The sequence below is a fragment of the Rhizobium sp. CC-YZS058 genome, from assembly GCF_034720595.1.
Lineage (GTDB): Bacteria > Pseudomonadota > Alphaproteobacteria > Rhizobiales > Rhizobiaceae > Ferranicluibacter.
This window is the reverse complement of sequence record NZ_JAYESJ010000001.1, coordinates 1,442,926-1,467,537: the sequence shown is the minus strand read 5'-3', so window position 1 is coordinate 1,467,537 and position 24,612 is coordinate 1,442,926. Positions and strand designations below refer to the sequence as shown.

Sequence of the window (24,612 nt, the reverse complement as noted above, 5' to 3'; positions counted from 1 at the left end):
TCCATATCAGAACATCCTACTTGAAAGTGCTTAATCCTTTCATAAGAGCAGCCCTTCATGTTAGCGATCGGATACGCTATTCTCACGGTCATGAAGACCGGTACCCCGCCCCTGCCCCTCGCGACCCGCGACGCCCTGCGTCTGCCTGCCGTGTTGATCGGCGGCGGCAGCGTGGTGCTGGTTCTGCTTGCCGGGCTGCTCGGCTGGCTGACGCTCGGCGGCGACATGCTGCTGGCGCTTGATCTCGCCGGCCTGTCCACCTGCTTCTAAGCCCCTCCCCACCCCGCCGCGCCGCCGGAGAGATCCGCCCATGAAAACGCTCCGCATCGTCCTCTGGCTCGCCGTCGTCATCGTGGCTGCCGCGCTCGGCTGGATGACCTATCAGATCACCGCCAGGACCGAGACGGCCGAAGGCGGGCCGTTCGGCGTGCCCTTTGCGCTTGTCGGGCAAGGCGGCGCGCCGGTGACGGAGGCGGCGTTCCGCGGCAAGCCGACCGCGCTGTTCTTCGGCTTCACCCATTGTCCCGAGGTCTGCCCGACCACCCTGTTCGAGCTGGACGGCTGGCTGAAGCAGGTCGATCCGGACAAGACGAAGCTGCAGGCCTATTTCGTAACGGTCGATCCCGAACGCGACACGCCGGACGTGCTTTCGCGCTATGTCGCCAATGTCTCGGACCGGATCACCGGCATTTCCGGCCCGGCCGACACGGTAATGGCAATGGTCAAGGGCTACCGGGTCTATGCCCGCAAGGTGCCGCTGGACGAGACAAAGCCCGACGGCGACTACACGATGGACCACACGGCCTCCGTCTTCCTGCTCGATGCCGAAGGCCGCTTCCGCGGCACGATCGCCTATGGCGAGGATCCGGCAACCGCCGTGAAGAAGCTGGAGAACCTGGCCAAGGGCTGACGCTGTCTTTGGCCGCGGAACATGCTAAAGCCGCAGCCCGAACGCAAACCTTGCAGGAACCATGCCGTGGCCGATCTCCGCCTCTTCATCACCACCACCGAGACGGGCTCCGAACAGGCGCTGGCGCTGATGAGCGACGCCTTCGAGGATGAAGGCTACGCCATCGCCACCATGGAGATCGATGAAAAGCGCGATGTCTGGGAGGCCTCCCTCTATCTCGATTTTGCGGAAGAAGAGGCAATGGCGGACCGGTTCAGGGCCGTGCTCGCGCCGCTTTTCCCGCAAGCCCAGATCGAGCGGGAAGAGATTCCGGATATCGACTGGATCGCCAAGTCGCTGGAAGGGCTGACACCGGTGCGCGCCGGCCGTTTTCTCGTTCACGGCTCGCATGACCGCGACAAGGTGCGCGCCGGCGACATCGCCATCGAGATCGACGCCGGCCAGGCCTTCGGCACCGGCCACCACGGCACCACGGCCGGCTGCCTGGAGATGATCGAGCATGTGGTGCGCGCGCGCCCCGTCACCCGGGTCCTCGACCTCGGCACCGGCTCGGGCGTGCTGGCGCTGGCCGTGCGCAAGATCAAGCCGGTCCCGGTTCTCGCCACCGACATCGACCCGGTCGCCACGCGCGTCGCGCGCGAGAACATCCGCCGCAACGGCGTTCTGACCGGACGCGACGGCATCACGGCCGTCAGTGCTGCCGGCTTCCAGTCCCCCGCCTTTGCCGGCCATGGCCCCTTCGACCTGATCGTCGCCAATATTCTCGCCCGGCCGCTGATGCGCATGGCGCCGCAGCTCGCCGCCCATCTGGAGCCCGGCGGCGCCGTCATCCTCTCCGGCATTCTCGCCGCCCAGCGCTGGAAGGTCCTCTCGGCCTACAATGCGCTTGGCCTGCGGCACGTGCGCACGCTCTGGCGCAATGGCTGGGTCACCCTCCTCCTCGACAGCCGCCGCAGCTGATCGGCACGTGCTGCCGATCAGGTGGCGTGCGAGACCCGGAAGTGTCCGATCCGGCAAAGCTTCGAAACGAAAAAGGCCGCCCGGCGCTTAAAGCGTGGGGCGGCCTTTCCCGAACAAGGGCGATGCCGAAGCATCGCCAATCGACCGGCACGCCGATCGATCTGTCCGCGAGCCTGGGAGGAGGAGTGCTCGAGCGGACATCTTCGTGATCCGCAAGCTGGCCACCCGGGAGGGAGGAGGAGAGAGAGGCCAGCCGAACCAGGATCACTGAAGACAGGTGCCTTGCGGCATCTGCGGGAACGGTGTTCGTCGCCGTTCGTTGAAGATGTTTTTAGCGCTTTGGAGACAGCCCGGCCAGCGGCTCGCACACATGGGTGCCATGCGCAGATCGCATAAGTCATATGATTCGCCGCCTGTGTGCCTCCGTCTTTGCCCTTGCCGTCGTCGGCCGCCTGTGTTTCGAGTGAAGGACATTTCCGCAGGAAGCCCGCCATGTTCCAGTCCTTTACTGTCACCTCCACCCCAGAACATGGTGCAGCGCGCGTTGCCGCGCTTCGCGCCACATTCGACAATCGGGGGATCGACGCCGTTCTCGTGCCGCGCGCCGACGAGTATCAGGGCGAGTACGTGCCGGCATCGGCCGAGCGGCTCTCCTGGCTGACCGGCTTTACCGGCTCGGCCGGCATGGCGCTCATTCTGCGCGACAAGGCCTTGGTCTTCGTCGACGGGCGCTATGTGACGCAGCTGGCCGAGCAGGTGGATCCCGCCGTGTTCACCGGTGCCGATCTCGTCGGCGAGCCGCCGCATCTGTGGATCGAGCGGCATGGAGCCAAGGGTCTGCGGCTCGGCATCGACCCGTGGCTGCATACGGGGGCCGAGGTGCGCAAGCTCGAAAAGGCGCTCAAGGCGATCGGCGGCGAGCTCGTCGTGCTCAAGGACAATCCGCTCGATCCGCTCTGGAGCGACAGGCCGGATGCTCCGCTCGGCCGCGTCCGGCTTCAGCCCAACGAGCGGGCCGGCCGGCTTGCCACCGACAAGATCGCCATGATCGCCGAAACCGCCGTCAAGGCCGGCGCCGCGGCCGTGCTGCTGACCGATCCCTCCTCGATCGCCTGGACCTTCAATCTGCGCGGCGCCGACGTGCCGCACACGCCGCATCCGCTCGCCCGCGGCCTCATCCATGCCGATGGCACGGCCGAAATCTTTCTCGACAAGCGCAAGACCGGCATCGAGGAAGAGGCCTATCTGACCCAGATGGCGCGCATCGCGCCGCCGTCGGACTTCGAGGAGCGGGTTTCGGCGCTGGCCGCCAGCGGCGTCACCCTGATGATCGACCCCGACCAGGCGCCCTTCGCGATTGCCGAACGGATCCGCCGCGACGGCGGCACGGTGTTGGAGGCCGATGATCCGGCCCGCCTGCCCCGCGCCATCAAGAACGAGGCGGAGCTCGACGGCACGACCCGCGCCCATCTGCAGGATGGCGCCGCCATGGTGGAATTTCTGGCCTGGCTCGACAGCCGGCAGCCCGGCAGCGTGACCGAGATCGCCGCGGCAAAGGAACTGGAATCGATCCGCTGCAGGGTCGGCGAGCGTCTCCAGAACCCGCTGCGCGATATCTCCTTCGACACGATCGTGGGCGCGGGCGCGCATGGAGCGGTCATTCACTACCGGGTGACGGAAGAAACCGACCAGCCGCTGGCCGAAGGCAGCCTGTTCCTCGTCGATTCCGGCGGCCAATATGTCAACGGCACGACGGACATCACGCGGACAGTGGCGATCGGTTCGGTCGGCGCGGAAGAGAAGCGCTTCTTCACGCTGGTGCTGAAGGGCATGATCGCGATCTCCACCGCCCGCTTCCCCAAGGGCACGCGCGGCGTTGATCTCGATCCCCTCGCCCGCATCGCGCTGTGGAAGGCCGGCGCGGACTACGCGCACGGCACCGGCCATGGCGTCGGCTCCTATCTCTCCGTGCATGAGGGACCGCAGCGCATCTCGCGCGCGGCCATGCAGGAGCTGCTGCCGGGCATGATCCTTTCCAACGAGCCCGGCTATTACCGTCCCGGGGCCTTCGGCATTCGCATCGAAAATCTCATCCATGTGCTGCCGGCGGACGCCATCGAAGGGGGCGATGCGCCGATGCTCGGCTTCAAGACGCTGACCTTCTGCCCGATCGACCGCCGCCTGATCGTCACCGACCTCTTGACGGACGAGGAACGGCGCTGGATCGACGCCTACCATGCCGAAACGCGCGAAACGCTTGCGCCGCTGATCGAGGTGGAGGAGGTGAAGGCCTGGCTGGAGGCAGCGACCCAGCCGCTTTAGGCGGGGGCGCCTTCCCGGCTCGCCGGTTGTCCTCAGTCCGTCCGCAGGCGCGAAACGGCTAGAACAGGCCGCCGAGCCGCAGGGCCATGACCGTCAGCCAGCCGCAGAGCAGCATGACGAGCGAGGGCGCGCGCAGGCCGATCAGGAGAGCGACCAGCATGGCGATCGACACATCCGCCCCGCCGAAGACGAAGGCGGGGGCGACGAGCGTGGACAGGACCGCCGCCGGCACGGCGTTCAGCGCCGCCTCGAGCCGGGGCGGCAGCGTCTTCAGCCGGCTGATGAGAATATAGCCGCCGATGCGGGTCAGATAGGTGGCGAGCGCGGCACCGAGAATGATGAGCGGCAGGCGAAGATCTCCGGTCATCGCTGCGCCTCTCCGCCTGCCCGCGGCTTCAGCGGCAGAAACGCCCCGAGCAGCACGCCGGCCAAAGCACCGATGCTGACATGCCAGGGCGAGCCGACGGTTTTCATGGCGATGACCGAGGCCAGCGAACTGACCGCCACCACCGGCAGCCAGTGATCCCGGCTGCGGAAGCCGAGCACCAGGGCCATGAAGTAGATCGGCAGGAGAACATCGAGCCCGATCGCCTTCGGGTCGCCGATCAACTGGCCGAAGGCGGCTCCCACCGCCGTCAGCGCCACCCAAGGCAGATAGAGCGAAAGCGCCATGCCCATATACCAGCCATAGCCGACCCGCTCGCCGCGCTCGCCCTTCTTCTCGGCTTCCGCATATTGCGGATCGGTAATCAGGAACAGGCCGATCACCTTCTGCGCGAAGCTGAAGTGACGGATATGCGGGGCGACGGACGCGGAATAGAGGATGTGGCGGAAGTTGACCGCGAAGACCGAGAGGATCACCACCCAGGCGGGGATCTCATGGCCGAACAGTTGCAAGCCGACCATCTGGCTCGCCCCGGCAAAGATGCTGGCACTCATCAGCACCGCATCGAAGGTCGAAAACCCATTGTCGACCGCCAGCGCGCCAAACAACACCGCAAAGGGCGCGACGGACACCACGATCGGCGCCCCGCGCCGCACCCCCTGCCAAAACCCGTCAGACGTCATGCTGTCCAGTCTCGCTGCCGCCGAATGTCCGGCACCCGGGCCTTACCCTCTCGTCCGCCGCTTCACAAATGAAATGGGCTGATGCGGGGATCAATCCCGGGAATGGTAGGGGATATCCAGTCGGCGGCTTGGGGCCACTATCGATCATCCCCTCGACCACGCGCACCGGAGCCAAGACCCCCTCTGGCCTGCCGGCCATCTCCCCCACAAGGGGGGAGAGACCGCAGGGCCTGCTCCCAGCGAGAGCGGCTCCCTCTTCGGCGGTCAACGTTTGATCGACCTCCCAGGCTTCGAGGCCAGAGATTTCGGCGAGCGGGCGCCTCTGGGTCTCTCCCCCCTTGTGGGGGAGATGGGCGGCAGCCCAGAGGGGGTCTTCTTGTTCGCCGCCCTTGCAGACCCTCAGCGGCGGGGTTTGAACGTATGGTCCGGTCCGGGAAAGCTGCGGGCGCGGACTTCCTCGGCATAGGCGCCGGCGGCGGCGGAGACTTGGGGGGCGAGTTCGGCGAAGTGTTTGACGAAGCGCGGCTTGAAGTCGTTGAAGAGGCCGAGCATGTCGTCCGAGACGAGGATCTGCCCGTCGCAGGCCGGCGAAGCGCCGATGCCGATGGTCGGCGCCGCCACGGCGGCGGTAATCTCGCGCGCCACCGGCTCGACCGTACCCTCGACGACGATGGCGAAGGCACCGGCCTCGTCGATCGCCTGCGCGTCGCGGCGGATGGTCTCGGCCTCCGCATCGCTGTGGCCGAGCGAGCGATAGCCGCCGGTCGTGTTGACGAGCTGCGGCATCAGCCCGACATGGCCGAGCACGGGAACGCCGCGGCGTGTGAGGAAGGCAACGGTTTCCGCCATCTCCTCCCCGCCTTCGAGCTTGACCGCCGAGCACTGCGTTTCCTTCATCAGGCGCACGGCGCTGCGGAAGGCCTGTTCCTTCGACTCCTGATAGGAGCCGAAGGGCAGATCGACGACGAGGCAGGCCTGGGTGGCGCCGCGTGCGACCGCCTGTCCATGGGCGATCATCATTTCCATCGTCACGCCGACCGTGGAGTCCATTCCATAGAGCACCATGCCGACGGAATCGCCGACCAGCAGCAGGTCGACATGCGGATCGAGCAGCCGGGCGATCGGCGTCGTATAGGCGGTGAGGCTGACGATCGGGCGCTCGCCCTTCATCGCGCGGATCGCCGACGGGCTCAGCCGGCGGCGCTTGGCTTCGACGCTCATGCTCAGGCCACCTTTTTCAGATCGAGACGCGTCCCATAGACGCGATTGTCGAGAAGCCGCGTCCGACCGAAACGCACGAACAGCAGCAGCAAGACGGGCCGGCCATCAAGCCGGTCCAGCACCTGCAGCGTCTCCGGGTCGCGCAGAGCCACCACCTCGGGCACCGCCAGCGGCTCGCGCGACAGAAAGGCCGTCACCGCAGCTTCGAGCGCGTGCGGGTCGCTTATCCCCTGGCGGATCAGCCGTCCGGCCTCCTCGAGCGCGCGCGGCACGATCGCGGCGGCGGTGCGTTCCTCGTCTGTCAGATAGACATTGCGCGAGGAGCAGGCGAGCCCGTCCGCCTCGCGCACGGTCTCGACGCCGATCACGGCGACGGGCTGGGCGAGATCCTCCACCATGCGGCGGATGATCTGCAGCTGCTGGTAATCCTTCTCGCCGAAATAGGCGCGGTCCGGCTGCACGATGTTGAAGAGCTTGGTCACCACCGTGGCGACGCCGGCAAAATGGCCGGGCCGGACGGCACCTTCCAGTTCGGAGCCGAGGCCGGGGAGATCAACCACGGCCTCCATCGGCCGCGGATACATGTCCTGAACGCCGGGTGCGAAGAGATAATCGACCTGGCCGGCTTCGAGCATGGCCTGATCGCGCGGCAGGTCTCGCGGATAACGCGCAAGGTCCTCATTGGCGCCAAACTGCAGCGGATTGACGAAAAGGCTGACGACAACCACGTCGTTCTCGGCCCGGGCCCGGCGCACGAGCTCCATATGCCCCTTGTGCAGGAAGCCCATGGTCGGCACGAGGCCGACCGAGAGGCCCTGCCTGCGATGATCGAGGAGAAGCGCGCGCAGCGCTTCGATCCCGCTTACCGTCTTCATCCGGCCCTCCCGCCGTTCAAACCCGGCCCCGCCGCCGCGCCGATGACAGGCAGAGCGGGAGCGCCCGCCCACAGAAGCGCGGGATAACCACATGCGCGGAAACACCCTTTCCCAGGACGTTCTTTTGCACGTGCTCCTCTAGCCTGTGCGCTGCGGAAAGACAATTCGAGAATGGCCCCCTTGCCCGGCCGGTCAACCGCCGAGGAAGGCCAGCCATTCGTCCTCGTCCATGACCGCGACGCCGAGCTCGCGGGCCTTGTCCAGCTTCGAGCCGGCGCCGGGGCCGGCCACCACATAGTCGGTCTTCCTGGATACGGAGCCGGCCACCTTGGCGCCGAGGCTCTCGGCCCGGGCCTTGGCCTCGTCGCGGGTGAACTTTTCGAGCGAGCCGGTGAAGACCACGGTCTTGCCGGCGATCGGGCTGCCGCTCGCCACTGGCGCCTGCTCATCGAGCGGCGTGACCCAGTCCAGAAGCCGTGCCAGGACATCGAGATTGCGTGGCTCCTTGTAGAATTCGACGATGGCGCGGGCGACCACCTCGCCGATCCCCTCGATCCGGTTCAGATCCTCCCAGGCATCGCCCTCGCCGCGCGCCGCCGCCTGCATGGCGGCGCTGAAGTCGGCATAGGTGCCGTAGGAGCGGGCAAGCAGCTTGGCGGTGGTCTCGCCGACATGGCGGATGCCGAGCGCATAGATGAAGCGCGACAGCGCCACCTGCCGCCGCTCGTTGATCGCCGAAAACAGCTTGCGGACGCTGACACGGCCGAAGCCCTCGACATTTTCCAGCTTTGCGAGCGATCCCTGCTGGCGCTGCTCGAGCGTGAAGATGTCCGGCGCGGTGCGGATCGAGAAGGCGGGATCCTCGGCCTCGAAGAAATAGTCGATCTGCTTCGAGCCGAGCCCCTCGATATCGAAGGCGTTGCGCGAGACGAAGTGCTTGAGATGCTCGACCGCCTGGGCGCGGCACACAAAGCCGCCGGTGCAGCGGCGCACGCTGTCCACCTTGCCGGTCTTTTCATTGACCTCGCGTACCGCATGGCTGCCGCAGACCGGGCAGGTCGTCGGGAACACATAGGGCGCGCTGTCGGCCGAGCGTTTCTCCGGCACGATATCGACGATCTGCGGGATTACGTCGCCCGCGCGCTGGACGATGACCGTGTCGCCGATGCGAATGTCCCGCCCCTCGCGGATCGGCTGGCCGGCATTGCCGAGGCCCTTGATGTAATCCTCGTTGTGCAGGGTGGCATTGGTCACGACAACGCCCCCGACCGTGATCGGCACCAGCCGGGCAACCGGCGTCAGCGCGCCGGTGCGGCCGACCTGGATATCGATGGCAGTGAGCGTGGTGAAGGCCTGTTCGGCGGGGAACTTGTGCGCCGTCGCCCAGCGCGGCGAGCGCGAGCGGAAGCCGAGCCGGCGCTGCAGCGCCAGGTCGTCGACCTTGTAGACGACGCCATCGATATCATAATCAAGGTTCGGCCGTTCGAGCCCGATCTGGCGGTAGTGGTCGAGGATGGTGGACACGGACGACAGCCGCTCGGTGAGCGGGTTGATCGGGAAGCCCCAGCGGCCGAGAACGGCGATCATCTCGTACTGCGTCTCGGCCGGCATCTCCGACAGCTCGCCCCAGGCATAGGCGAAGAAGCGCAGCTTGCGCGTGGCGGTGACCGTCGGGTCCAATTGGCGCAGCGAACCGGCCGCCGTGTTGCGCGGGTTCACATAGGTCTGGCGTCCCTCCGCCTCCATCTGCGCGTTCAGCGCCAGGAAGTCGCTTTTCGCCATATAGACCTCGCCCCGCACCTCGACGATTTCGGGGGCATCGGCGGGCAGGCTCTGCGGGATTTCCGCGATGGTGCGGATATTTGCGGTGACGTTCTCACCCGTCGTGCCGTCGCCCCGCGTCGCTGCCGTCACCAGACGGCGGTTCTCGTAGCGCAGCGACATGGAGAGGCCGTCGATCTTCGGCTCGGCCGTGAAGGCGATCGAATCATCCGGCAGGCGGCCGAGGAACCGGTAGACGCTGCCGATGAAGTCCTGCACGTCCTCGTCGCTGAAGACATTGTCGAGCGAGAGCATCGGCCGGGCATGGGTGACGGTCTGGAACAGGCCGGAGGGCGCAGCACCCACCTTGCCGGAGGGGCTGTCCGGCCGCTTCAACCCGGGAAACCGCGCCTCGAGAGCCTCGTTGCGGCGCTTCAGCGCATCGTACTCGGCGTCCGAAATTTCCGGCGCATCCTTGCCGTGATAGAGCGCATCATGCCGGGCGAGCTCGGCCGCCAGAAAGGCAAGTTCCTCCACGGCATCGGCCTCGGTCAGCGCTTCCACGGGCTTGCGGTCGGTCATGGCACTCACTCAACTGTCCCTATCGCAGGCGTTGTAGCGCAATTCGGCCGCTTGAGAAGATGTGACGGCGACGTTCAACCGGAATCAGAAGAGCGGAAAACCTGCTCAAGCCCTTCATAAGGCTCGCAGAAGCCAGATACGAGCGGCCTAGTGATTTCCCGACAACAGCCGCGCCGCTGCGGCCCGGGCTTCCTCGGTAATCGAGGCGCCGGCGAGCATGCGGGCGATCTCTTCGGTACGGCCCTTGTCGTCCATGCGCGCGACCCGGGTGGCAATCGTTTCCGCCTGCTTCTCCGAAGGTCCCTTGGAGATGAGAAGATGCGTGGCAGCCCGCGCCGCGACCTGCGGGGCGTGGGTGACCGAGAGCACCTGAACTGTGGCCGAAAGCCGCTTCAGCCGTTGGCCGATCGCATCCGCCACGGCCCCGCCGACCCCGGTATCGATCTCATCGAAGACGAGCGTCGGCGCCGAGCCGCGGTCGGCCAGCGCCACCTTGAGCGCCAGCAGGAAGCGCGAGAGTTCGCCGCCCGAGGCCACCTTCATGATCGGCCCCGGCCGGGTGCCCGGATTGGTCTGCACATGGAATTCGACGACATCGATGCCATCGGCTGTCGGCTGTGCCGGATCGCTCTCGACAGTCGCCGTGAAGCGGGCACGCTCCAGCTTCAGGGCCGGCAGTTCGGCCATGACGGCCGCGGAGAGCGCAGAGGCGGTGTTGTGCCGCTTGGACGAAAGCGCACTGGCGGCGGCATCGAAATCGGCCTTAGCGATGGCCACACGTCCGTCGAGCTGCTTCAACAGCTCCTCGCCGGCATCGACATCGGCCAGCGCCGTGATCATCCGCACGGCGAGCGCCGGCAGTTCGGTAACGGGAACGGAATATTTGCGCGCGGCGGCTCTCAGCGCGAACAGCCGCTCTTCGACGCGCTCCAGTTCCTTCGGATCATATTCGGTCTTGCGCAGCGCGGTTTCCACCGCCATCTGCGCATCCGAAAGCTGGTTCAGCGCGGCATCGAGCAGCGCGACGGTTTCCTCCAGCAGGCCCGGCGCCTCATGGCTCTTGCGTTCCAGCCGGCGCATCAGCGAGGCGATCAGCGGCACCGGCGAGGTGTTGCCGTTCAGAAATTCCGAGGCTTCGTTGATGTCGGAAGCGATGCGCTCGGCCTTCATCATCGTCGCGCGGCGCTCGGCAAGGCTGTCCTCCTCGCCGTCTTCCGGCGCAAGCGCCTCCAGTTCCTCCACCGATGCGCGCAGATAGTCGGCCTCGCGGGCGGCCGCCTCCACCTTTTCGCGGTGGCGCTTCAGGGCGCGTTCGGCATCCCGCCAGGTCTTGTAAAGTTCGGCCACCGTCACCGCCTCGGCGCTCAGGCCGCCGAAGGCGTCGAGCAGCAGGCGATGGGCGTTGACGTCCACCAAGGCGCGGTCGTCATGCTGGCCGTGGATTTCCACGAGCATCTGCCCGGCCTGCCGCATCAGCTGCACCGAGACCGCCTGGTCGTTCACATAGGCCTTGGTGCGGCCATCGGCGGATTGCACGCGGCGGAAAATCAGATCGCCTTCGTCGTCGATGCCGTTGTCGCGTACCAGCTGGCGGGCCGGATGGTCCGGCGCCACGTCGAAAACGGCCGTCACCTGGCCCTTGTCGCCGCCATGGCGCACGAGCGAGCCATCGCCCCGACCCCCGAGGGCGAGCGAGAGACTGTCGAGAAGGATCGACTTGCCCGCGCCGGTTTCCCCGGTCAGCACCGAGAGCCCGGCATCGAAGGAAAGGTCAAGCCGTTCGATCAGGACGATATCGCGGATCGAGAGCTGGGCGAGCATGGGTTTTCAGCTTTTGAGATCAGACGCCGAGAATCTTCTTGCCGGCGCGGGAAATCCAGGAATTGCCATTCTCACGCGGCTCCAGACCGTTCGTCTGCAGGAGCTTGTAGGAATCGGCATACCACTGGCTGTCGGGGTAATTGTGGCCGAGAACGGCGGCAGCGGTCTGCGCCTCGCTCGTCAGACCCATGGCGAAGTAGGTTTCCGTCAAGCGCGCCAGTGCTTCCTCGACCTGATTGGTGTTGGAATATTGCTCGACCACCGTGCGGAAGCGGGTAAGCGCGGCCAGATATTCGCGCCGCTCCAGATAATACCGGCCGACCTGCATTTCCTTGCCGGCGAGGTTGTCCTTGGCAAAGCGGATCTTCGCCTGGGCATCCTCGACATATTCGGAGTCCGGATATTTATCGACCACGACCTGCATGGCCGCAATCGTGTTCATTGCCGGCTTCTGGTCCTGCGTGACCGTCGGGATCTGCTTGGAATAGGCAAGCCCGACGATGTACTGCGCATAGGCCGCATCGGCCGATTCCGGATAGAGGTTGAGATAGCGCTGGGCTGCGTTGATCGCGTCCTGGTTCTGGCCCTGCCGATAGCTGACGAAGGCCTTCATCACCAGCGCCTTGCGCGCATATTCGGAGAAGGGATGCTGCTTGTCGATCGCGTCGAACTTGCGCGCGGCCTCGGTCGTCTTGCCGGCGTTCAGGTTGGCGAGACCCTGATTGTAGAGCACGTCCGGCGGATCCGTTTCGGCCGTCAGCTTGGTGATGTCGATATCGGGATCGTTCTGGCAGGCGGTCAGGCCCAGGCCGGCACCGCAGACCATCAAGGCCAGGAGCGCCGTCCGGCCCTTGGCCTTCCACTTGAAGCCGTCTGCAAGCACCATGTTCACTTCCCACTCGAAGAACGGCCGCCCCGCCGTCCGGGCGCTCCGCCCACGATCTGCGTTTTAGTTCAACATCCCTGGATATCGCAACGTCTTGATGATCGATTAACGCAAATTTGTGGCAGATCGACCATGAAAAAGCCGGCCCGAAGACCGGCTCCCATGCAATGCGGCGGCGATCAGGCGAGCCGCGGCGCCAGTTCCGCACCGGCAGCGGCCAGCGCGACCCGCTGGCGCGGCGCCGTGGCTTCGACGATCTCGTAGGCGGTAGGATCGGCAAAGAGCGCCTTCAGCGCATTGGCATTCATCTTGTGGCCGCCGCGGAAGGACCGGTAGCAGCCGATGAAGGGTGCGCCCGCCAGCGACAGGTCGCCAACGGCGTCGAGCGTCTTGTGACGCACGAACTCGTCCTTGGCATAGCGCAGGCCTTCGACATTGATGACCGTGTCGTCGTCGGAGATGACGACCGAGTTTTCCAGCGACGAGCCGAGACCGCGGCCGGCCGCCCACATGCGCTCGACATCGCGCATGAAACCGAAGGTGCGGGCGCGCGACAGCTCGGACTTGAAGACCGACGCCGACATGTCGCCCTGCCAGGCCTGGCGGCCGATCAGCGGCGTGTCGAACTCGATCTCGACCTCGAACCGCATCCCGCCGTCATAAGGCACGAATTCCGACCAGGATGCGCCATGCTCGATGCGGACCGTCTTGAGGATACGAATCATGCGGCGCTTCACGGCCAGGGCCTTGATGCCCGCTTCTTCGATCGCCTCGACGAAGGGCGCCGAACTGCCGTCCATGATCGGCATTTCGCCGCCATGGACTTCGACGAGCAGGTTGTCGAGGCCGACGGCATAGATGGCTGCCATGACATGCTCGATCGTGGCGATCGAGGTGGCCGGCGCGGTGCCGAGAATGGTGCACAGATCGGTGTTCCCGACCTGGGACGAAATGGCCTTGTAGGAGGAGAGAACCCGCCCGCCCTCGACCCGCTGGAACACGATGCCGCTGTCGGCCTCAGCCGGGTGGAAGGTGATCGAGACCGCAGCGCCGGAATGCACGCCGGTTCCGCTCAGGCTGATCGAGCGTGCGATCGTCGTCTGAAAACCGAGAAGTCCGATACCGAGTGCCATGCTCTTCGCCTTAATCACGCTGGCGGCCGTGCCGCCGAGGTTCCGTTGACCGGAGGTCTGCGCCTGCTCAGGAGCGAAAGCGATCCTCGGAGCGTCTCCGCCGCCGGTGTCTTTCCGCGTCCATGATGGGAGGTCGCAAGCGGTGCCTCACAGTTGGTAGCCTGAAGATAGAGCGGCGAAACCTCTATCTCAAATCACTGTTTCTTTCGCTTTGTAACGCTTCCCCCTCCCCCGCTACCTATTGATTTGACAATGGAAACGGGAAAATGCCCGGGCTTTCGCCCAGGCATTCCGGCAAGGTGGAAGACGGGTCCGATCAGTTCGACTGACGGCGCAGGAACGCCGGGATTTCGAGCTGATCGTCGTCATGCGCACGCGGCTGCGGAACGGTGCGGCCGCGGTCGTCGAGCGCACCGCGACGCGGCGCGTAGACGCTCGCTTCGGGGGACAGCGGACGGCGCTGCTGAGAGGCAGCGGCCGGCGCTCCCGAAGTCATATCCGACGCGACGGAGTGGTCTTCCTCCTCGCGGCGGCCGAGCGAATTGGTGATTCGCTTGAGCAGGCCCATCGGGCCGCGCTCTTCGTGATGGGCAGCCGGTGCGACGCGATGTTCGACCTCGGCCTTCACCATCGGCGGAAAGTCTTCCACCTTGGGCATGCGGGCAGAGACGTCCATGCCGGGGCGCATGGCCGGGGCGACCGGCTCCTGGCGCGTCTGCGCCATCGGCTGGGCCTGCATCGGCTGCTGGTAGACGGGCGCTTCCGCCATCGGCTGGGCCGGTGCCGGAGCGTGGTGCATCGGGGCCTGCGCCATCGGCGCATGCTGAACCGGCTGGGCCGGTGCAGCGGCGCGCGGAGCGGCCGGCGCTTCGGTCGGCGCAGCGCCGGCGAAGAGGCGGCTCTGCGGACGGAAGGCTTCTTCCTGCGCCTTTTCGGCGGCGCGGGCGTTGATCAGCAGTTCGCGTTCGATCTCGGCCTGGCGGATCGCTTCGGCGATCGCATCAACCTGCGGCGCGGCCGGCTGCTGCGGAGCCTGGACCGGTGCTGCCTGGGCGGCCGGAGCAGAGGCCGGGATGGCGGCCGACGGACGGACGGTGGGCTTGGCTACCTGGCGAAAACTGGCATTGCGATCGGCCACCTCCGCGGCCGTACGATCGATACCGGTTGCGACGACGGACACGCGGATGAGACCTTCGAGGTCTTCATCGAACGTTGCACCGAGGATGATGTTGGCGTCCGGATCCACTTCCTCGCGGATGCGGGTCGCGGCTTCGTCGACTTCGAACAGGGTGAGGTCGCGACCACCGGTGATGGAGATCAGCAGGCCTTGAGCACCCTTCATCGAGGTTTCGTCGAGCAGCGGGTTGGCGATTGCGGCTTCGGCAGCGGCCATAGCACGGCCTTCGCCGGATGCCTCGCCGGTGCCCATCATGGCGCGGCCCATTTCGCGCATCACCGAGCGGACGTCGGCGAAGTCAAGGTTGATCAGGCCTTCCTTGACCATCAGGTCGGTGATGCAGGCGACGCCCGAATAGAGAACCTGGTCGGCCATGGCGAAGGCGTCCGCGAAGGTCGTCTTGTCGTTGGCGATCCGGAACAGGTTCTGGTTCGGGATGACGATGAGGGTGTCGACCGACTTCTGCAGCTCGGCAATGCCCTGATCGGCAAGCCGCATGCGGCGCTGGCCTTCGAAGTGGAACGGCTTGGTGACGACGCCGACCGTGAGGATGCCCTTGTTGCGGGCTGCCTGGGCCACGACCGGAGCCGCACCCGTGCCCGTGCCGCCGCCCATGCCGGCGGTGACGAAGCACATATGCGTGCCGTTCAGGTGGTCGATGATCTCGTCGATGCATTCTTCGGCAGCCGCGCGACCCACTTCCGGCTGCGACCCGGCACCGAGACCTTCGGTGACGGCGACGCCCATCTGGATGATTCGTTCGGACTTCGCCATGGTCAGCGCCTGGGCATCCGTATTGGCAACGACGAAGTCGACGCCCTGGAGGCCGGCCGTGATCATGTTGTTGACGGCGTTGCCGCCGCCGCCGCCCACGCCGAACACAGTGATGCGGGGTTTGAGCTCGGTGATATCCGGCTTCTGCAGAGAGATGGTCATGTTACCCGTTCCTTCCTGGTTTCTGGCCGCCTTGCCGAGCCGGCCAAATCACAAATAACCCGTATGCATGTCCTAGCTTACGCGAGGCTAGAAGCTTTCCTTCAGCCACTGCCCGACCCGGGCAATGCGGCCGTTTCCGCCGTTGAGCGAGGTGAGCATGCCGCCTTGCGCAGCATGGGTTTCGAGCGCGGCGACCTGCGGATAGATCATCAGGCCGACGGCGGTCGAAAAAGCCGGGCCCTTGGCGGCGGCGGGCAGGCCCGAGACGCCCAGGGGACGGCCGATTCGCACGTTGCGGGCGAGGATCCGCCGGGCCGCCTCGGGCAGGCCGGTCAGCTGGCTTGCCCCGCCGGTCAGGACGACGCGCTTGCCGACGATGGGCGAAAAGCCCGATTTCTGGATGCGATCGCGGATGAGCTCGAGCGTTTCCTCGATTCGCGCCCGCACGATTCGCGACACCAGGGCGCGCGGCACGTGAGTCGGCTGGTCGCGCTCATCCTCGCCGATCGGCGGAACGGTGACCATTTCCCGCTCGTCGGCATCGTTCGGCATGGCAGAGCCATGCACGACCTTCAGCCGCTCGGCGTCCTCGATCCGGGTGGAAAGCCCGCGGGCGAGATCGGTCGTCACGTGATGGCCGCCAAGACCGACGGCATCGGCGTGGATGAGCTTGCCCTCGGCGAAGACCGAGATCGTCGTCGTGCCGCCGCCCATGTCGATGGCGGCGCAGCCGAGTTCGACCTCATCATCGACCAGGGCAGCCAAGCCGCTGGCATAGGGAGTGGCCACGATGCCTTCGACCGAGAGATGGGCGCGGTTGATGCAGAGTTCGATGTTCTTCAGCGCCGCGCGTTCGGCCGTCAGCACATGCATGTCGACGCCGAGCACATCGCCATACATGGACAAGGGATCGCGAATGCCGCGCTCGCCATCGAGCGAGAAGCCGGTCGGCAGGGAATGGAGGATCAGACGATCCTGGCGCTGCGAGCGCTGGCCGGCGGCGGCGAGCACGCGCTTCAGGTCGTTGCCGTCGACTTCCTGGCCGCCGAGATCGATGGTCGCGGTGTAGATGTCGCTCTGCAGCCGGCCGGCGGAGATGTTGACGATCAGGCTGTCGATCGTCAGGCCCGCCATGCGCTCGGCCGCGTCGACCGCCAGGCGCACGACGCTTTCGGCCGCATCCAGATCGGCGATGACGCCGTTCTTCATGCCGCGCGACTTGTGATGGCCGAGGCCGATGATCTCGATCGCATGGGTGCGGCCGGGCAGGATCTGGCTCTCCGCGCACGGCGTCAGCCGGCCGATCATGCAGACCACCTTGGTGGATCCGATGTCGAGCACCGAGACGACGTGCGAGCGCTTGGCCGAGAGCGGCTTGAGGCGGGGCATGCCGAAATGGGATGAACCGAAAAGGCTCATAGACTGTCCTCTTGCTGCTCGATCTTCTTGAGCTGCTTTGTACGGGCTTCCAGGGCGACCTGACGGCGCTCCGCAGCGCCGGCGGTCAGTTGAATGCTGGTGCGATCTTCGAGCCGAAGATCGACGGCGGCGATATCGCGTTCGAGCAGCTGCTGGCCCTCCTCCATCGTGGAGAGCACCTGCATGGCGCGATCGAGATCATGCTCCGGCAGCTTGACGATGACGCCATTGTCGAGGACCAGGTCCCAGCGGCGGCCGGCGACGCGGACATAGGCCTTCACGCGCTTCTGGATCTCCGGCCAGTCGGCGAAGCGCGCATAAAAGTCGGCAGCAGCTGTTTCGGCGTCCCGACCGACGAAGAGCGGCAGAGCGGCGTATTTGTTGTCGCGCAGCGGCGCGATGACGCTGCCGCTCTTTTCGATGAGCGACAGATCGGAGCCATGCTGCCAGATGCCGAAGGCCTTGCGCTCCTTGAGCGTGATCTCCACCGTGTTCGGATAGACCTTGCGGATGCGCACATCCTGCACCCAGGGCATTTCGGCGATCAGCTTGCGGGCGACCTCGATGTCGAGCGAGACGAGCGAGGTTGCGCCATCGAGGCCGAGCTGCTGCAGGATGTCGATTTCCGAGGTCTGGTCGTTGCCCGAGATCTTCACGTCCTCGATGGCAAAGCCGGCCGCCGACGTCGCCGCCTTGGCCACCTCCGGTCCATGGCCGCCGAGCGACATGCCGTAGAAACCGGTGGCGGCGTAGAGCGCGATGACGGAAACGGTGCCGGTATAGGGGGCGAAATGAATCCGCCCCGTTCCGAGGTTCACGAGAAAACGGGTGAGCCGGCGGAACGGACGCGGCAGAATGAACTGCGCATCGCGCTCGGCGAGCTCCAGCGGTGTCGGCACCCTGGCCTTGCGACCTCTCAACGCAAACACGAGGCGTCCTCCACCATCCAGCTCAAGAATTCACCAAAGCGATAGCCGGCATGCGCGGCCATTTCGGGCAGCAGGGAGGTGGGGGTCATGCCGGGCTGCGTGTTGATCTCGAGCCAGATCAGTTCCCCGGATCGCTCGTCGAAGCGGAAGTCGGAGCGGCTGACGCCGCGGCATCCCAACGCCTGATGCGCCGTAACGGCCAATCTTTGGATAGTTTGGTAAACATCCGGTAAAATCTGTGCCGGAATGACGTGCTGCGAGCCGCCTTTCACATATTTCGCATCATAGTCGTAGAAGGCATGGCCGAGCGGAATGATCTCGGTCACACCCAGCGCCTCCTCGCCCATGACGCCGCAGGTCAGCTCGCGGCCGGGAATATAGCGCTCGACCATCACCCGGTCGCCGTAGCGCCATTCGCTGGACGACAGGATCTGCGGCGGATGGGACTGGTCTTCCTTGACGATGACGATGCCGAAGCTCGACCCTTCGCGCACGGGCTTGACCACATAGGGGGCCGGCATCGGATGCGCACCGGTGATCGCGTGACGGTCCATGATCAGCGTTTCGGCGACGGGAATGCCTGCGGCCTTGGCCACATGCTTGGCGAGCGCCTTGTCCATGGCAAGCGCAGAGGCCAGAACGCCGGAATGCGTATAGGGGATTTCAAGGTAGTCGAGGATGCCCTGGATCGAACCGTCTTCGCCATAGGGCCCATGCAGGGCGTTGAAGGCGACATCCGGTCGGAGATCGGCAAGCACGCTGGCGACCGTGCGGTCGACATCGACGCGGGTGACGCGGTAGCCCTCCTCCTCCAGCGCCGCCGCGCAGGCGGCACCCGAAGATAGGCTCACCGGACGCTCGGACGAAAAGCCGCCCATCAGCACCGCCACGTGTTTGCCGCTCATGATACCCTCGACACTCTGCCTTCGAACCCTGTGCCGACTGCCGCCCCGCCTGCCTTCCGCGAGTCGCGCCGTCGACTGGAAAGCACTTAAGAGCCATTAAGGTTAATGAACCGTTTACTTTCGTTAACCTGGCACGGGATCCAGCCCGGGGAGAGGGCGCTCGCAGACGCCGCGCCGCTGCATGGGTCATTTGTGCAACAGCTACCCTGCCGGCCGATCTGGCCCGATGTGACGCGCCGCTGATGAGGAAAGAGGCAGATGGCGCCGTCACCCTTCCAGCAGCCATGCATTCGCATCACAGCTGCCTTCAACAGGAGCTGCTAACCCATTATAATCTTGCGTTTTGCGGGTTTATTCCGAAAGGAACTTGCCGTAAGAGCCGCTGGAAGAGCGCGCTTGATGGCAAGCCGCCTTCCTTAATTTGACGGACAGAACCATGAGCAAAGCGATACCCACCGGATCGCCGACCGCAGACGTTTTGGACGCACGCGCGACGAACTCCCCGGCCCGCGTGCTTCTGGCGAGCCTCGTCGGCACCACGATCGAATTCTTCGACTTCTATGTCTATGCGACCGCCGCCGTGCTGGTCTTCCCGACCCTGTTCTTCCCGAACAGCGACCCGACGACCGCGCTTCTCGCCTCCTTCGCGACCTTCTCCATCGCCTTCTTCGCCCGCCCGCTCGGCGCGGTGGTCTTCGGGCATTACGGGGACCGGATCGGCCGCAAGACGACGCTGGTCGCCGCCCTGCTCACCATGGGTATCTCGACCGTCATCATCGGCCTGCTGCCGACCTATGAGCAGATCGGCGTCATCGCCCCGCTTCTCCTCGCGCTCTGCCGATTCGGCCAGGGCTTCGGCCTCGGCGGCGAATGGGGCGGCGCCGTGCTGCTGGCGACGGAAAACGCGCCGGAAGGCAAGCGCAGCTGGTACGGCATGTTCCCGCAGCTCGGCGCACCGGTCGGCCTGTTCCTCTCCTCCGGCATCTTCTGGCTGCTCCTGCATGTCATCTCGCAGGATGCGCTCTTGAGCTGGGGCTGGCGCATTCCCTTCGTCGCCTCGATCCTGCTGATTGCCGTCGGCCTCTGGGTACGTCTGTCGATCACCGAGACGCCGGCCTTCCAGAAGGCGATCGACAAGCATGAACGCGTCGCGGTGCCGGTCGCGGAGCTGTTCCGCCATCACAAGCGCTCGCTGGTGCTCGGCACCTTCGTGGCACTCGCGACCTTCGTGCTGTTCTATATCGGCTCGGCCTATCTGCTGTCCTACAACGTCAAGGTCCTGAAGTTGCCCTTCCTCGACGCGCTGGAGATCCAGATCCTCGGCTCGGTTCTGTTCGGCCTCTTCATTCCCGTGGCCGGCAAGCTGGCCGAGCGTTTCGGGCGGCGCGAGATCCTGATCGGCGTTACCGTGCTGATCGGCCTGTTCTCCTTCTTCCTTGGTCCGCTGCTGACGAGCGGCGAGACGAATGTGATCGTCTTCGTCGTCATCGCCATGGCGCTGATGGGCGTCACCTATGGTCTGATCGGCACGGCGCTCGCGGCCCCCTTCCCGACCAATGTCCGCTATACGGGCTCGTCGATCACCTTCAACTTCGCCGGCATCTTCGGCGCCTCGCTGGCGCCCTATATCGCCACCTATCTGCAGGCGACCTACGGCATGACCTATGTCGGCTACTACCTCGCCGCCGCCGCCGTCATCACACTCGCCTGCATCCTGCTGTCGGGCCGCGACGAAGTGTAAGTTCAATCTGACTCAGAAGACCAAAAAGCCCTGCCAAGCGGTTCGCTCGGCAGGGCTTTTCTGTTTCGAGGCAATCGGTCGGGCACCTACTCGCCCGGATGAAGCCTGTGCTTTCGCGCCGTCCGCCACTCGCCGAGCCAGATCGCGCCCCAAACAAAGGCAACGAGCAGGAGCGGAAGGAGATAGAGATAAAAGATCGTGCCGAAGGTCATTGCCTGAGCTTTCCGAGCAGGTGCCTTGCTGCCAAATGTAGTGCCAGCGCCGCGAAAAGCCAAGTTGCCGTCGAGATGGCGAGCGGGGTCGAGAACGTGAAGACGAGCTGGCCGTTTGCAAGAGGCACCACCGGCGTGATGAAGCCGGCAGCGATCGACGCTGTCGCCAGGCGGTCAATCGAGTTCGCCGCGAGCTTCACCCGCTCATTATGCACCAGCGTGTCGGCCGGCGCGCGCTCCATTAGGCCGTCGCCCGGCCCAGGAATTCGCGGACCTCATAGCCCGGCATGAAGGTGCCGATACGCTTTATTTCCCAGTCGAGCTTGATGCCGGAGGTCTCCATGACCCGCTGGCGCACGGTCTCGCCCAGATATTCGAGTTCGTAGCCGCTGGCCTGGCCGGTGTTGATCATGAAGTTGCAATGCATGGGCGACATCTGCGCGCCGCCGATCATCATGCCGCGGCAGCCGGCCTCGTCGATCAGCTTCCAGGCGGAGTGGCCCTCGGGATTTTTGAAGGTCGAACCCCCGGTCTTCTCGCGGATCGGCTGCACGGTTTCGCGATGCTGGCGAACCGCATCCATGTCCGCGCGGATCTTTGCCTTGTCTTCCGCATAGCCCTCGAAGATCGCGTGGGTGAAGATCAGATCCTTCGGCGCGGTGGAGGAGCGGTAGCTGTAGCCCATATCGGCGTTGCTCAGCACATGGATCTCGCCCTTGCGATCGACCGCATGCACCTCGACGACGCGCTCGCGGGTCTCTCCCCCATTGGCGCCGGCATTCATGCGCAGCGCTCCGCCGACCGTGCCGGGGATGCCGTAATAGAAGAAGAAGCCGCCGATCCCGTGATCGAGCGTCATGGCAGCAAGATTCTTGTCAGGGCAGATGGCGCCGGCCTGCACGCGGTTTTCTCCGACGAGCTCCAGATCGCCGAAGCCCTTGGCAGACAGGCGGATGACGACGCCCGGAATGCCGCCATCGCGCACCAGCAGGTTCGAACCGACGCCGGCCACCATCACCGGGACGTCGTCCGGCAGCAGCTTCAGGAAGGTAATCAGATCCTCGCGGTCATGCGGCTGGAACATCAGCTCGGCCAAGCCGCCGGCCCGGAACCAGGTCACGCGGTCCATGGGCGCATCCGGCGTCAGCCGACCGCGCACGGCCTTCACGCCGTCGCCGAGCGAGGAAAGAAGCTTCACTCCATTGACCTGTTTCATGCACTCTGTCCCGACACGCGCGCTAGTTCTCCCGGCAAGGCGGCAGCCCAATATGTAATGCTGCCCGCCCCCAAAAGAACCACGAAGTCACCAGGTTGTGCAATGGTGGAGACGATCGGCGCCAGCGCGTCCGGACCTTCGACATAGCGGGCATCACGGTGGCCACCGGCCTTGATGCGCGCCACGAGCTCCTGCGAATTGACGCCCTCGATCGGCTCTTCGCCGGCCGAATAGACCGGCGAGAGCAGAATCGTGTCGGCATCGTTGAAGCAGGCCGAGAAATCCTGGAACAGGCTTTGCAGGCGGCTGTAGCGATGCGGCTGGTGGACGGCGATGATGCGGCCCTGGCAGGCCTCGCGCGCCGCCTTCAGCACGGCCTTGATCTCGACGGGATGATGGCCGTAGTCGTCATAGACGCGGACATTGTTCCACTCGCCGGTGAAGGTGAAGCGGCGCTTGACGCCGCCGAAGGACGCCAGGCCTTTCGCGATGTTGTCCGGGCTGACGCCGAGACGCTGCGCCACGGCCACCGCGGCGGTCGCGTTGGAAATGTTGTGCCGGCCGGGCATCGGCAGGCGCAGATCCTTGAGCTCGATCAGCTGCCCCGTACGGCGCCGGCGAATGACGACGTCGAAGATCGAGGTCGCGCCGTCCATGCGGATATTGAGGAAGCGCACATCGGCCTGCGGGTTCTCGCCATAGGTGACGACCTTGCGGTCCTCGATGCGCGAAACCATGGTCTGCACTTCGGGATGATCGAGGCACATGACGCCGAAACCATAGAAGGGCACGTTTTCGACGAACTGCCGGAAGGCAGCGCGCACGGCATCGAAATTGCCGTAATGGTCGAGATGCTCGGGATCGATATTGGTGACGACAGCCACATCGGCGGGCAGCTTCAGGAAGGTGCCGTCCGATTCGTCGGCTTCGACCACCATCCACTCGCCGGCCCCCATGCGGGCATTGGTGCCGTAGGCATTGATGATACCGCCATTGATGACGGTCGGGTCGAGACCGCCGGCTTCCAGGAGGGCGGCGACCATCGAGGTGGTCGTCGTCTTGCCATGGGTGCCGCCGATCGCGATCGACGAGCGGAAGCGCATCAGTTCGGCCAGCATCTCGGCGCGGCGCACCACGGGCAAAAGCTTCTCGCGCGCGGCGATCAGCTCGGGATTGGTCTTCTTGATCGCGGTGGAAACGACCACGACCTCGGCATCGCCAAGATTCTCGGCCTTGTGGCCAACGAAAACCTCGATGCCCTTTTCGCGCAGGCGCTGGACATTGGCGCTTTCGGACTGGTCGGAGCCCTGAACGCGATGGCCGAGATTGTGCAGCACCTCGGCGATGCCGCTCATGCCGATGCCGCCAATGCCGATGAAATGGACGAGGCCGATCGTCTGCGGCAGTTTCATGACCGTCTTTCCTTGAACTCTTTGATCGGTGAACCGCCCGCAATAGCCTCAACCATGGCGGCAAGCAAGCGCGCTGCGTCCGGCCGTCCGGTTGCGCGCGCCCGTGCAGCCCGATCGGCAAGTCCCTCCGGATCCTCCATCGCCTGGCTGAGGATCGAGGCGAGCCGGTCGGGCGAAAGCTCCGCCTGGGCAATCACCTGCGCCCCGCCATTGGCGGCAAGCGCCGCGGCATTGGCCGCCTGGTCATGATCGAGCGCATAGGGATAGGGAACGAGGATCGACGGGCGGCCGATCACCGCGACCTCGGAGACCGTGGACGCACCGGAGCGGCAGATGACCAGATGCGCCGCGCCGATCCGCTCGGCCATATCGGTGAAAAAGGGTGAAATCTCGCCGGAAAGGCTCAGCTTCGCGACCGCGCTGCGGACGCCGTCGAGATCCTCCGGCCGGGCCTGCTGGGTCAGATGAAGCCTCTGGCGCAGCGGCTCCGGCAGCCGCTCGATCGCCGCGGGCAGAGCCTTGGAGAAGAACTGCGCCCCCTGGCTGCCACCGAAGACGACGAGGCGAAAGGTCTCGCCCGCCCGGCTCGGCGTATAGGGCGTCTGAGCCGCCTCGAGGACTGCGGGGCGCACCGGATTGCCGGTCGTTACCGTCTTTGCGGAGTAGCTGCCGCCCGTTTCCGGCAGGAAGCCGCCGGCGATCGCCATCACGCGGCCGGCGAGCATCCGGTTCGCCCGTCCCATGACGGCATTCTGCTCATGCACCATCGAGGGGATACGCAGCTTGGTGGCGGCCAGTAGCGGCGGCACGGTGGGGTACCCGCCGAAGCCGACGACCACCTGCGGCTTCACGCGCTGCAGCAGGCGCTTGGCCTCGCGAATGCCGCTCCACAGCGTCCACAGCGACGCGGCGACCTTGACCGGGTTCTTCGAGCCGATCGTGGCCGAGGAGACCACGTGGATCTCATCGGCCGGAAACCGGCCGGCATAGCGCTCAGCCCGGCTGTCGGTCACCAGATGCACGCTGAAGCCCATGGCCTTCAGCTCATGGGCGAGCGCCTCGGCCGGAAAAAGATGGCCGCCGGTTCCCCCGGCGGCGAGCATGGCGATGCCCTTGGTCATGACGC

Annotated in this window: 21 protein-coding genes; 5 read left to right on the top strand and 16 right to left on the bottom strand. The window is 65.5% G+C overall.

The features are described from left to right. The first annotated feature begins 57 nt into the window (after positions 1-57). From U8330_RS07005 to U8330_RS06990, 4 genes are all read left to right on the top strand, one after another. Positions 58-270: a hypothetical protein gene (locus U8330_RS07005; protein WP_323104451.1), complete on the top strand. Its 213-nt coding sequence runs from the start codon at positions 58-60 to the stop codon at positions 268-270. Between the two features lie 40 nt (positions 271-310). After that, positions 311-910 carry an SCO family protein gene (locus tag U8330_RS07000; protein WP_323104450.1) on the top strand — a complete coding sequence of 200 codons (600 nt, stop codon included), beginning with the start codon at positions 311-313 and terminating at the stop codon, positions 908-910. Positions 911-976: 66 nt separating this feature from the next. Beyond that, positions 977-1,870 (top strand): 50S ribosomal protein L11 methyltransferase, encoded by an 894-nt coding sequence (locus U8330_RS06995; protein ID WP_323104448.1) that lies wholly within the window; start codon positions 977-979, stop codon positions 1,868-1,870. Positions 1,871-2,362: 492 nt separating this feature from the next. After that, positions 2,363-4,192, top strand: coding sequence for an aminopeptidase P family protein (locus U8330_RS06990; protein WP_323104447.1), 1,830 nt, complete (start codon positions 2,363-2,365; stop codon positions 4,190-4,192). A 58-nt stretch (positions 4,193-4,250) separates the two neighbouring features. Here U8330_RS06990 and U8330_RS06985 read toward each other — a convergent pair whose 3' ends face one another. From U8330_RS06985 to U8330_RS06930, 12 genes are all read right to left on the bottom strand, one after another. Continuing rightward, on the bottom strand, positions 4,251-4,559 hold the full coding sequence (locus tag U8330_RS06985) for an AzlD family protein (protein WP_323104446.1): 309 nt from the start codon (positions 4,557-4,559) through the stop codon (positions 4,251-4,253). Further along, entirely contained in the window at positions 4,556-5,260 is a 705-nt protein-coding gene (locus U8330_RS06980; protein ID WP_323104445.1) for an AzlC family ABC transporter permease, read from the bottom strand. The genes U8330_RS06985 and U8330_RS06980 overlap by 4 nt, the downstream gene beginning before the upstream one ends. A gap of 399 nt (positions 5,261-5,659) precedes the next feature. Beyond that, positions 5,660-6,481, bottom strand: a complete 822-nt coding sequence (gene panB, locus U8330_RS06975; RefSeq protein ID WP_323104444.1) for a 3-methyl-2-oxobutanoate hydroxymethyltransferase — start codon at positions 6,479-6,481, stop codon at positions 5,660-5,662. 2 nt (positions 6,482-6,483) lie between these two features. Beyond that, positions 6,484-7,356 (bottom strand): pantoate--beta-alanine ligase, encoded by an 873-nt coding sequence (panC, locus tag U8330_RS06970; RefSeq protein ID WP_323104443.1) that lies wholly within the window; start codon positions 7,354-7,356, stop codon positions 6,484-6,486. A 192-nt stretch (positions 7,357-7,548) separates the two neighbouring features. Continuing rightward, the gene (gene ligA / locus U8330_RS06965; RefSeq protein ID WP_323107215.1) at positions 7,549-9,699 is read right to left on the bottom strand and encodes an NAD-dependent DNA ligase LigA; all 2,151 of its coding nucleotides are present in this window, start codon (positions 9,697-9,699) and stop codon (positions 7,549-7,551) included. A 147-nt stretch (positions 9,700-9,846) separates the two neighbouring features. Beyond that, positions 9,847-11,520 (bottom strand): DNA repair protein RecN, encoded by a 1,674-nt coding sequence (gene recN, locus U8330_RS06960; RefSeq protein ID WP_323104442.1) that lies wholly within the window; start codon positions 11,518-11,520, stop codon positions 9,847-9,849. 19 nt (positions 11,521-11,539) lie between these two features. Beyond that, a complete protein-coding gene (locus U8330_RS06955) occupies positions 11,540-12,346 on the bottom strand; it encodes an outer membrane protein assembly factor BamD (RefSeq protein ID WP_323107214.1) in 807 nt (268 codons plus the stop codon). A 239-nt stretch (positions 12,347-12,585) separates the two neighbouring features. Continuing rightward, positions 12,586-13,539: a UDP-3-O-acyl-N-acetylglucosamine deacetylase gene (gene lpxC / locus U8330_RS06950; RefSeq protein WP_323104441.1), complete on the bottom strand. Its 954-nt coding sequence runs from the start codon at positions 13,537-13,539 to the stop codon at positions 12,586-12,588. A gap of 316 nt (positions 13,540-13,855) precedes the next feature. Then, entirely contained in the window at positions 13,856-15,652 is a 1,797-nt protein-coding gene (gene ftsZ / locus U8330_RS06945; RefSeq protein ID WP_323104440.1) for a cell division protein FtsZ, read from the bottom strand. 87 nt (positions 15,653-15,739) lie between these two features. Then, positions 15,740-17,071 (bottom strand): cell division protein FtsA, encoded by a 1,332-nt coding sequence (gene ftsA, locus U8330_RS06940; RefSeq protein WP_323104439.1) that lies wholly within the window; start codon positions 17,069-17,071, stop codon positions 15,740-15,742. Then, the gene (locus U8330_RS06935; protein ID WP_323104438.1) at positions 17,068-18,000 is read right to left on the bottom strand and encodes a cell division protein FtsQ/DivIB; all 933 of its coding nucleotides are present in this window, start codon (positions 17,998-18,000) and stop codon (positions 17,068-17,070) included. The genes ftsA and U8330_RS06935 overlap by 4 nt, the downstream gene beginning before the upstream one ends. Continuing rightward, entirely contained in the window at positions 17,988-18,905 is a 918-nt protein-coding gene (locus tag U8330_RS06930; protein ID WP_323104437.1) for a D-alanine--D-alanine ligase, read from the bottom strand. The genes U8330_RS06935 and U8330_RS06930 overlap by 13 nt, the downstream gene beginning before the upstream one ends. Before the next feature lie 436 nt (positions 18,906-19,341). Here U8330_RS06930 and U8330_RS06925 point away from each other — a divergent pair, with 436 nt between their 5' ends. Continuing rightward, positions 19,342-20,646, top strand: coding sequence for an MFS transporter (locus tag U8330_RS06925; protein ID WP_323104436.1), 1,305 nt, complete (start codon positions 19,342-19,344; stop codon positions 20,644-20,646). Positions 20,647-20,854: 208 nt separating this feature from the next. On the opposite strand, the gene U8330_RS06920 is transcribed toward U8330_RS06925, so the two are convergent. The 4 genes from U8330_RS06920 to murG are packed head-to-tail and all read right to left on the bottom strand — an operon-like array spanning position 20,855 to position 24,607. Beyond that, positions 20,855-21,100: a hypothetical protein gene (locus U8330_RS06920; protein ID WP_323104434.1), complete on the bottom strand. Its 246-nt coding sequence runs from the start codon at positions 21,098-21,100 to the stop codon at positions 20,855-20,857. Then, on the bottom strand, positions 21,100-22,074 hold the full coding sequence (gene murB / locus U8330_RS06915; RefSeq protein WP_323104433.1) for a UDP-N-acetylmuramate dehydrogenase: 975 nt from the start codon (positions 22,072-22,074) through the stop codon (positions 21,100-21,102). Before murB ends, U8330_RS06920 begins: the two co-directional genes overlap by 1 nt. Further along, positions 22,071-23,486: a UDP-N-acetylmuramate--L-alanine ligase gene (murC, locus tag U8330_RS06910; RefSeq protein ID WP_323104432.1), complete on the bottom strand. Its 1,416-nt coding sequence runs from the start codon at positions 23,484-23,486 to the stop codon at positions 22,071-22,073. The genes murB and murC overlap by 4 nt, the downstream gene beginning before the upstream one ends. Then, positions 23,483-24,607 (bottom strand): undecaprenyldiphospho-muramoylpentapeptide beta-N-acetylglucosaminyltransferase, encoded by a 1,125-nt coding sequence (gene murG, locus U8330_RS06905; protein WP_323104431.1) that lies wholly within the window; start codon positions 24,605-24,607, stop codon positions 23,483-23,485. The genes murC and murG overlap by 4 nt, the downstream gene beginning before the upstream one ends. Positions 24,608-24,612 lie beyond the last annotated feature (5 nt).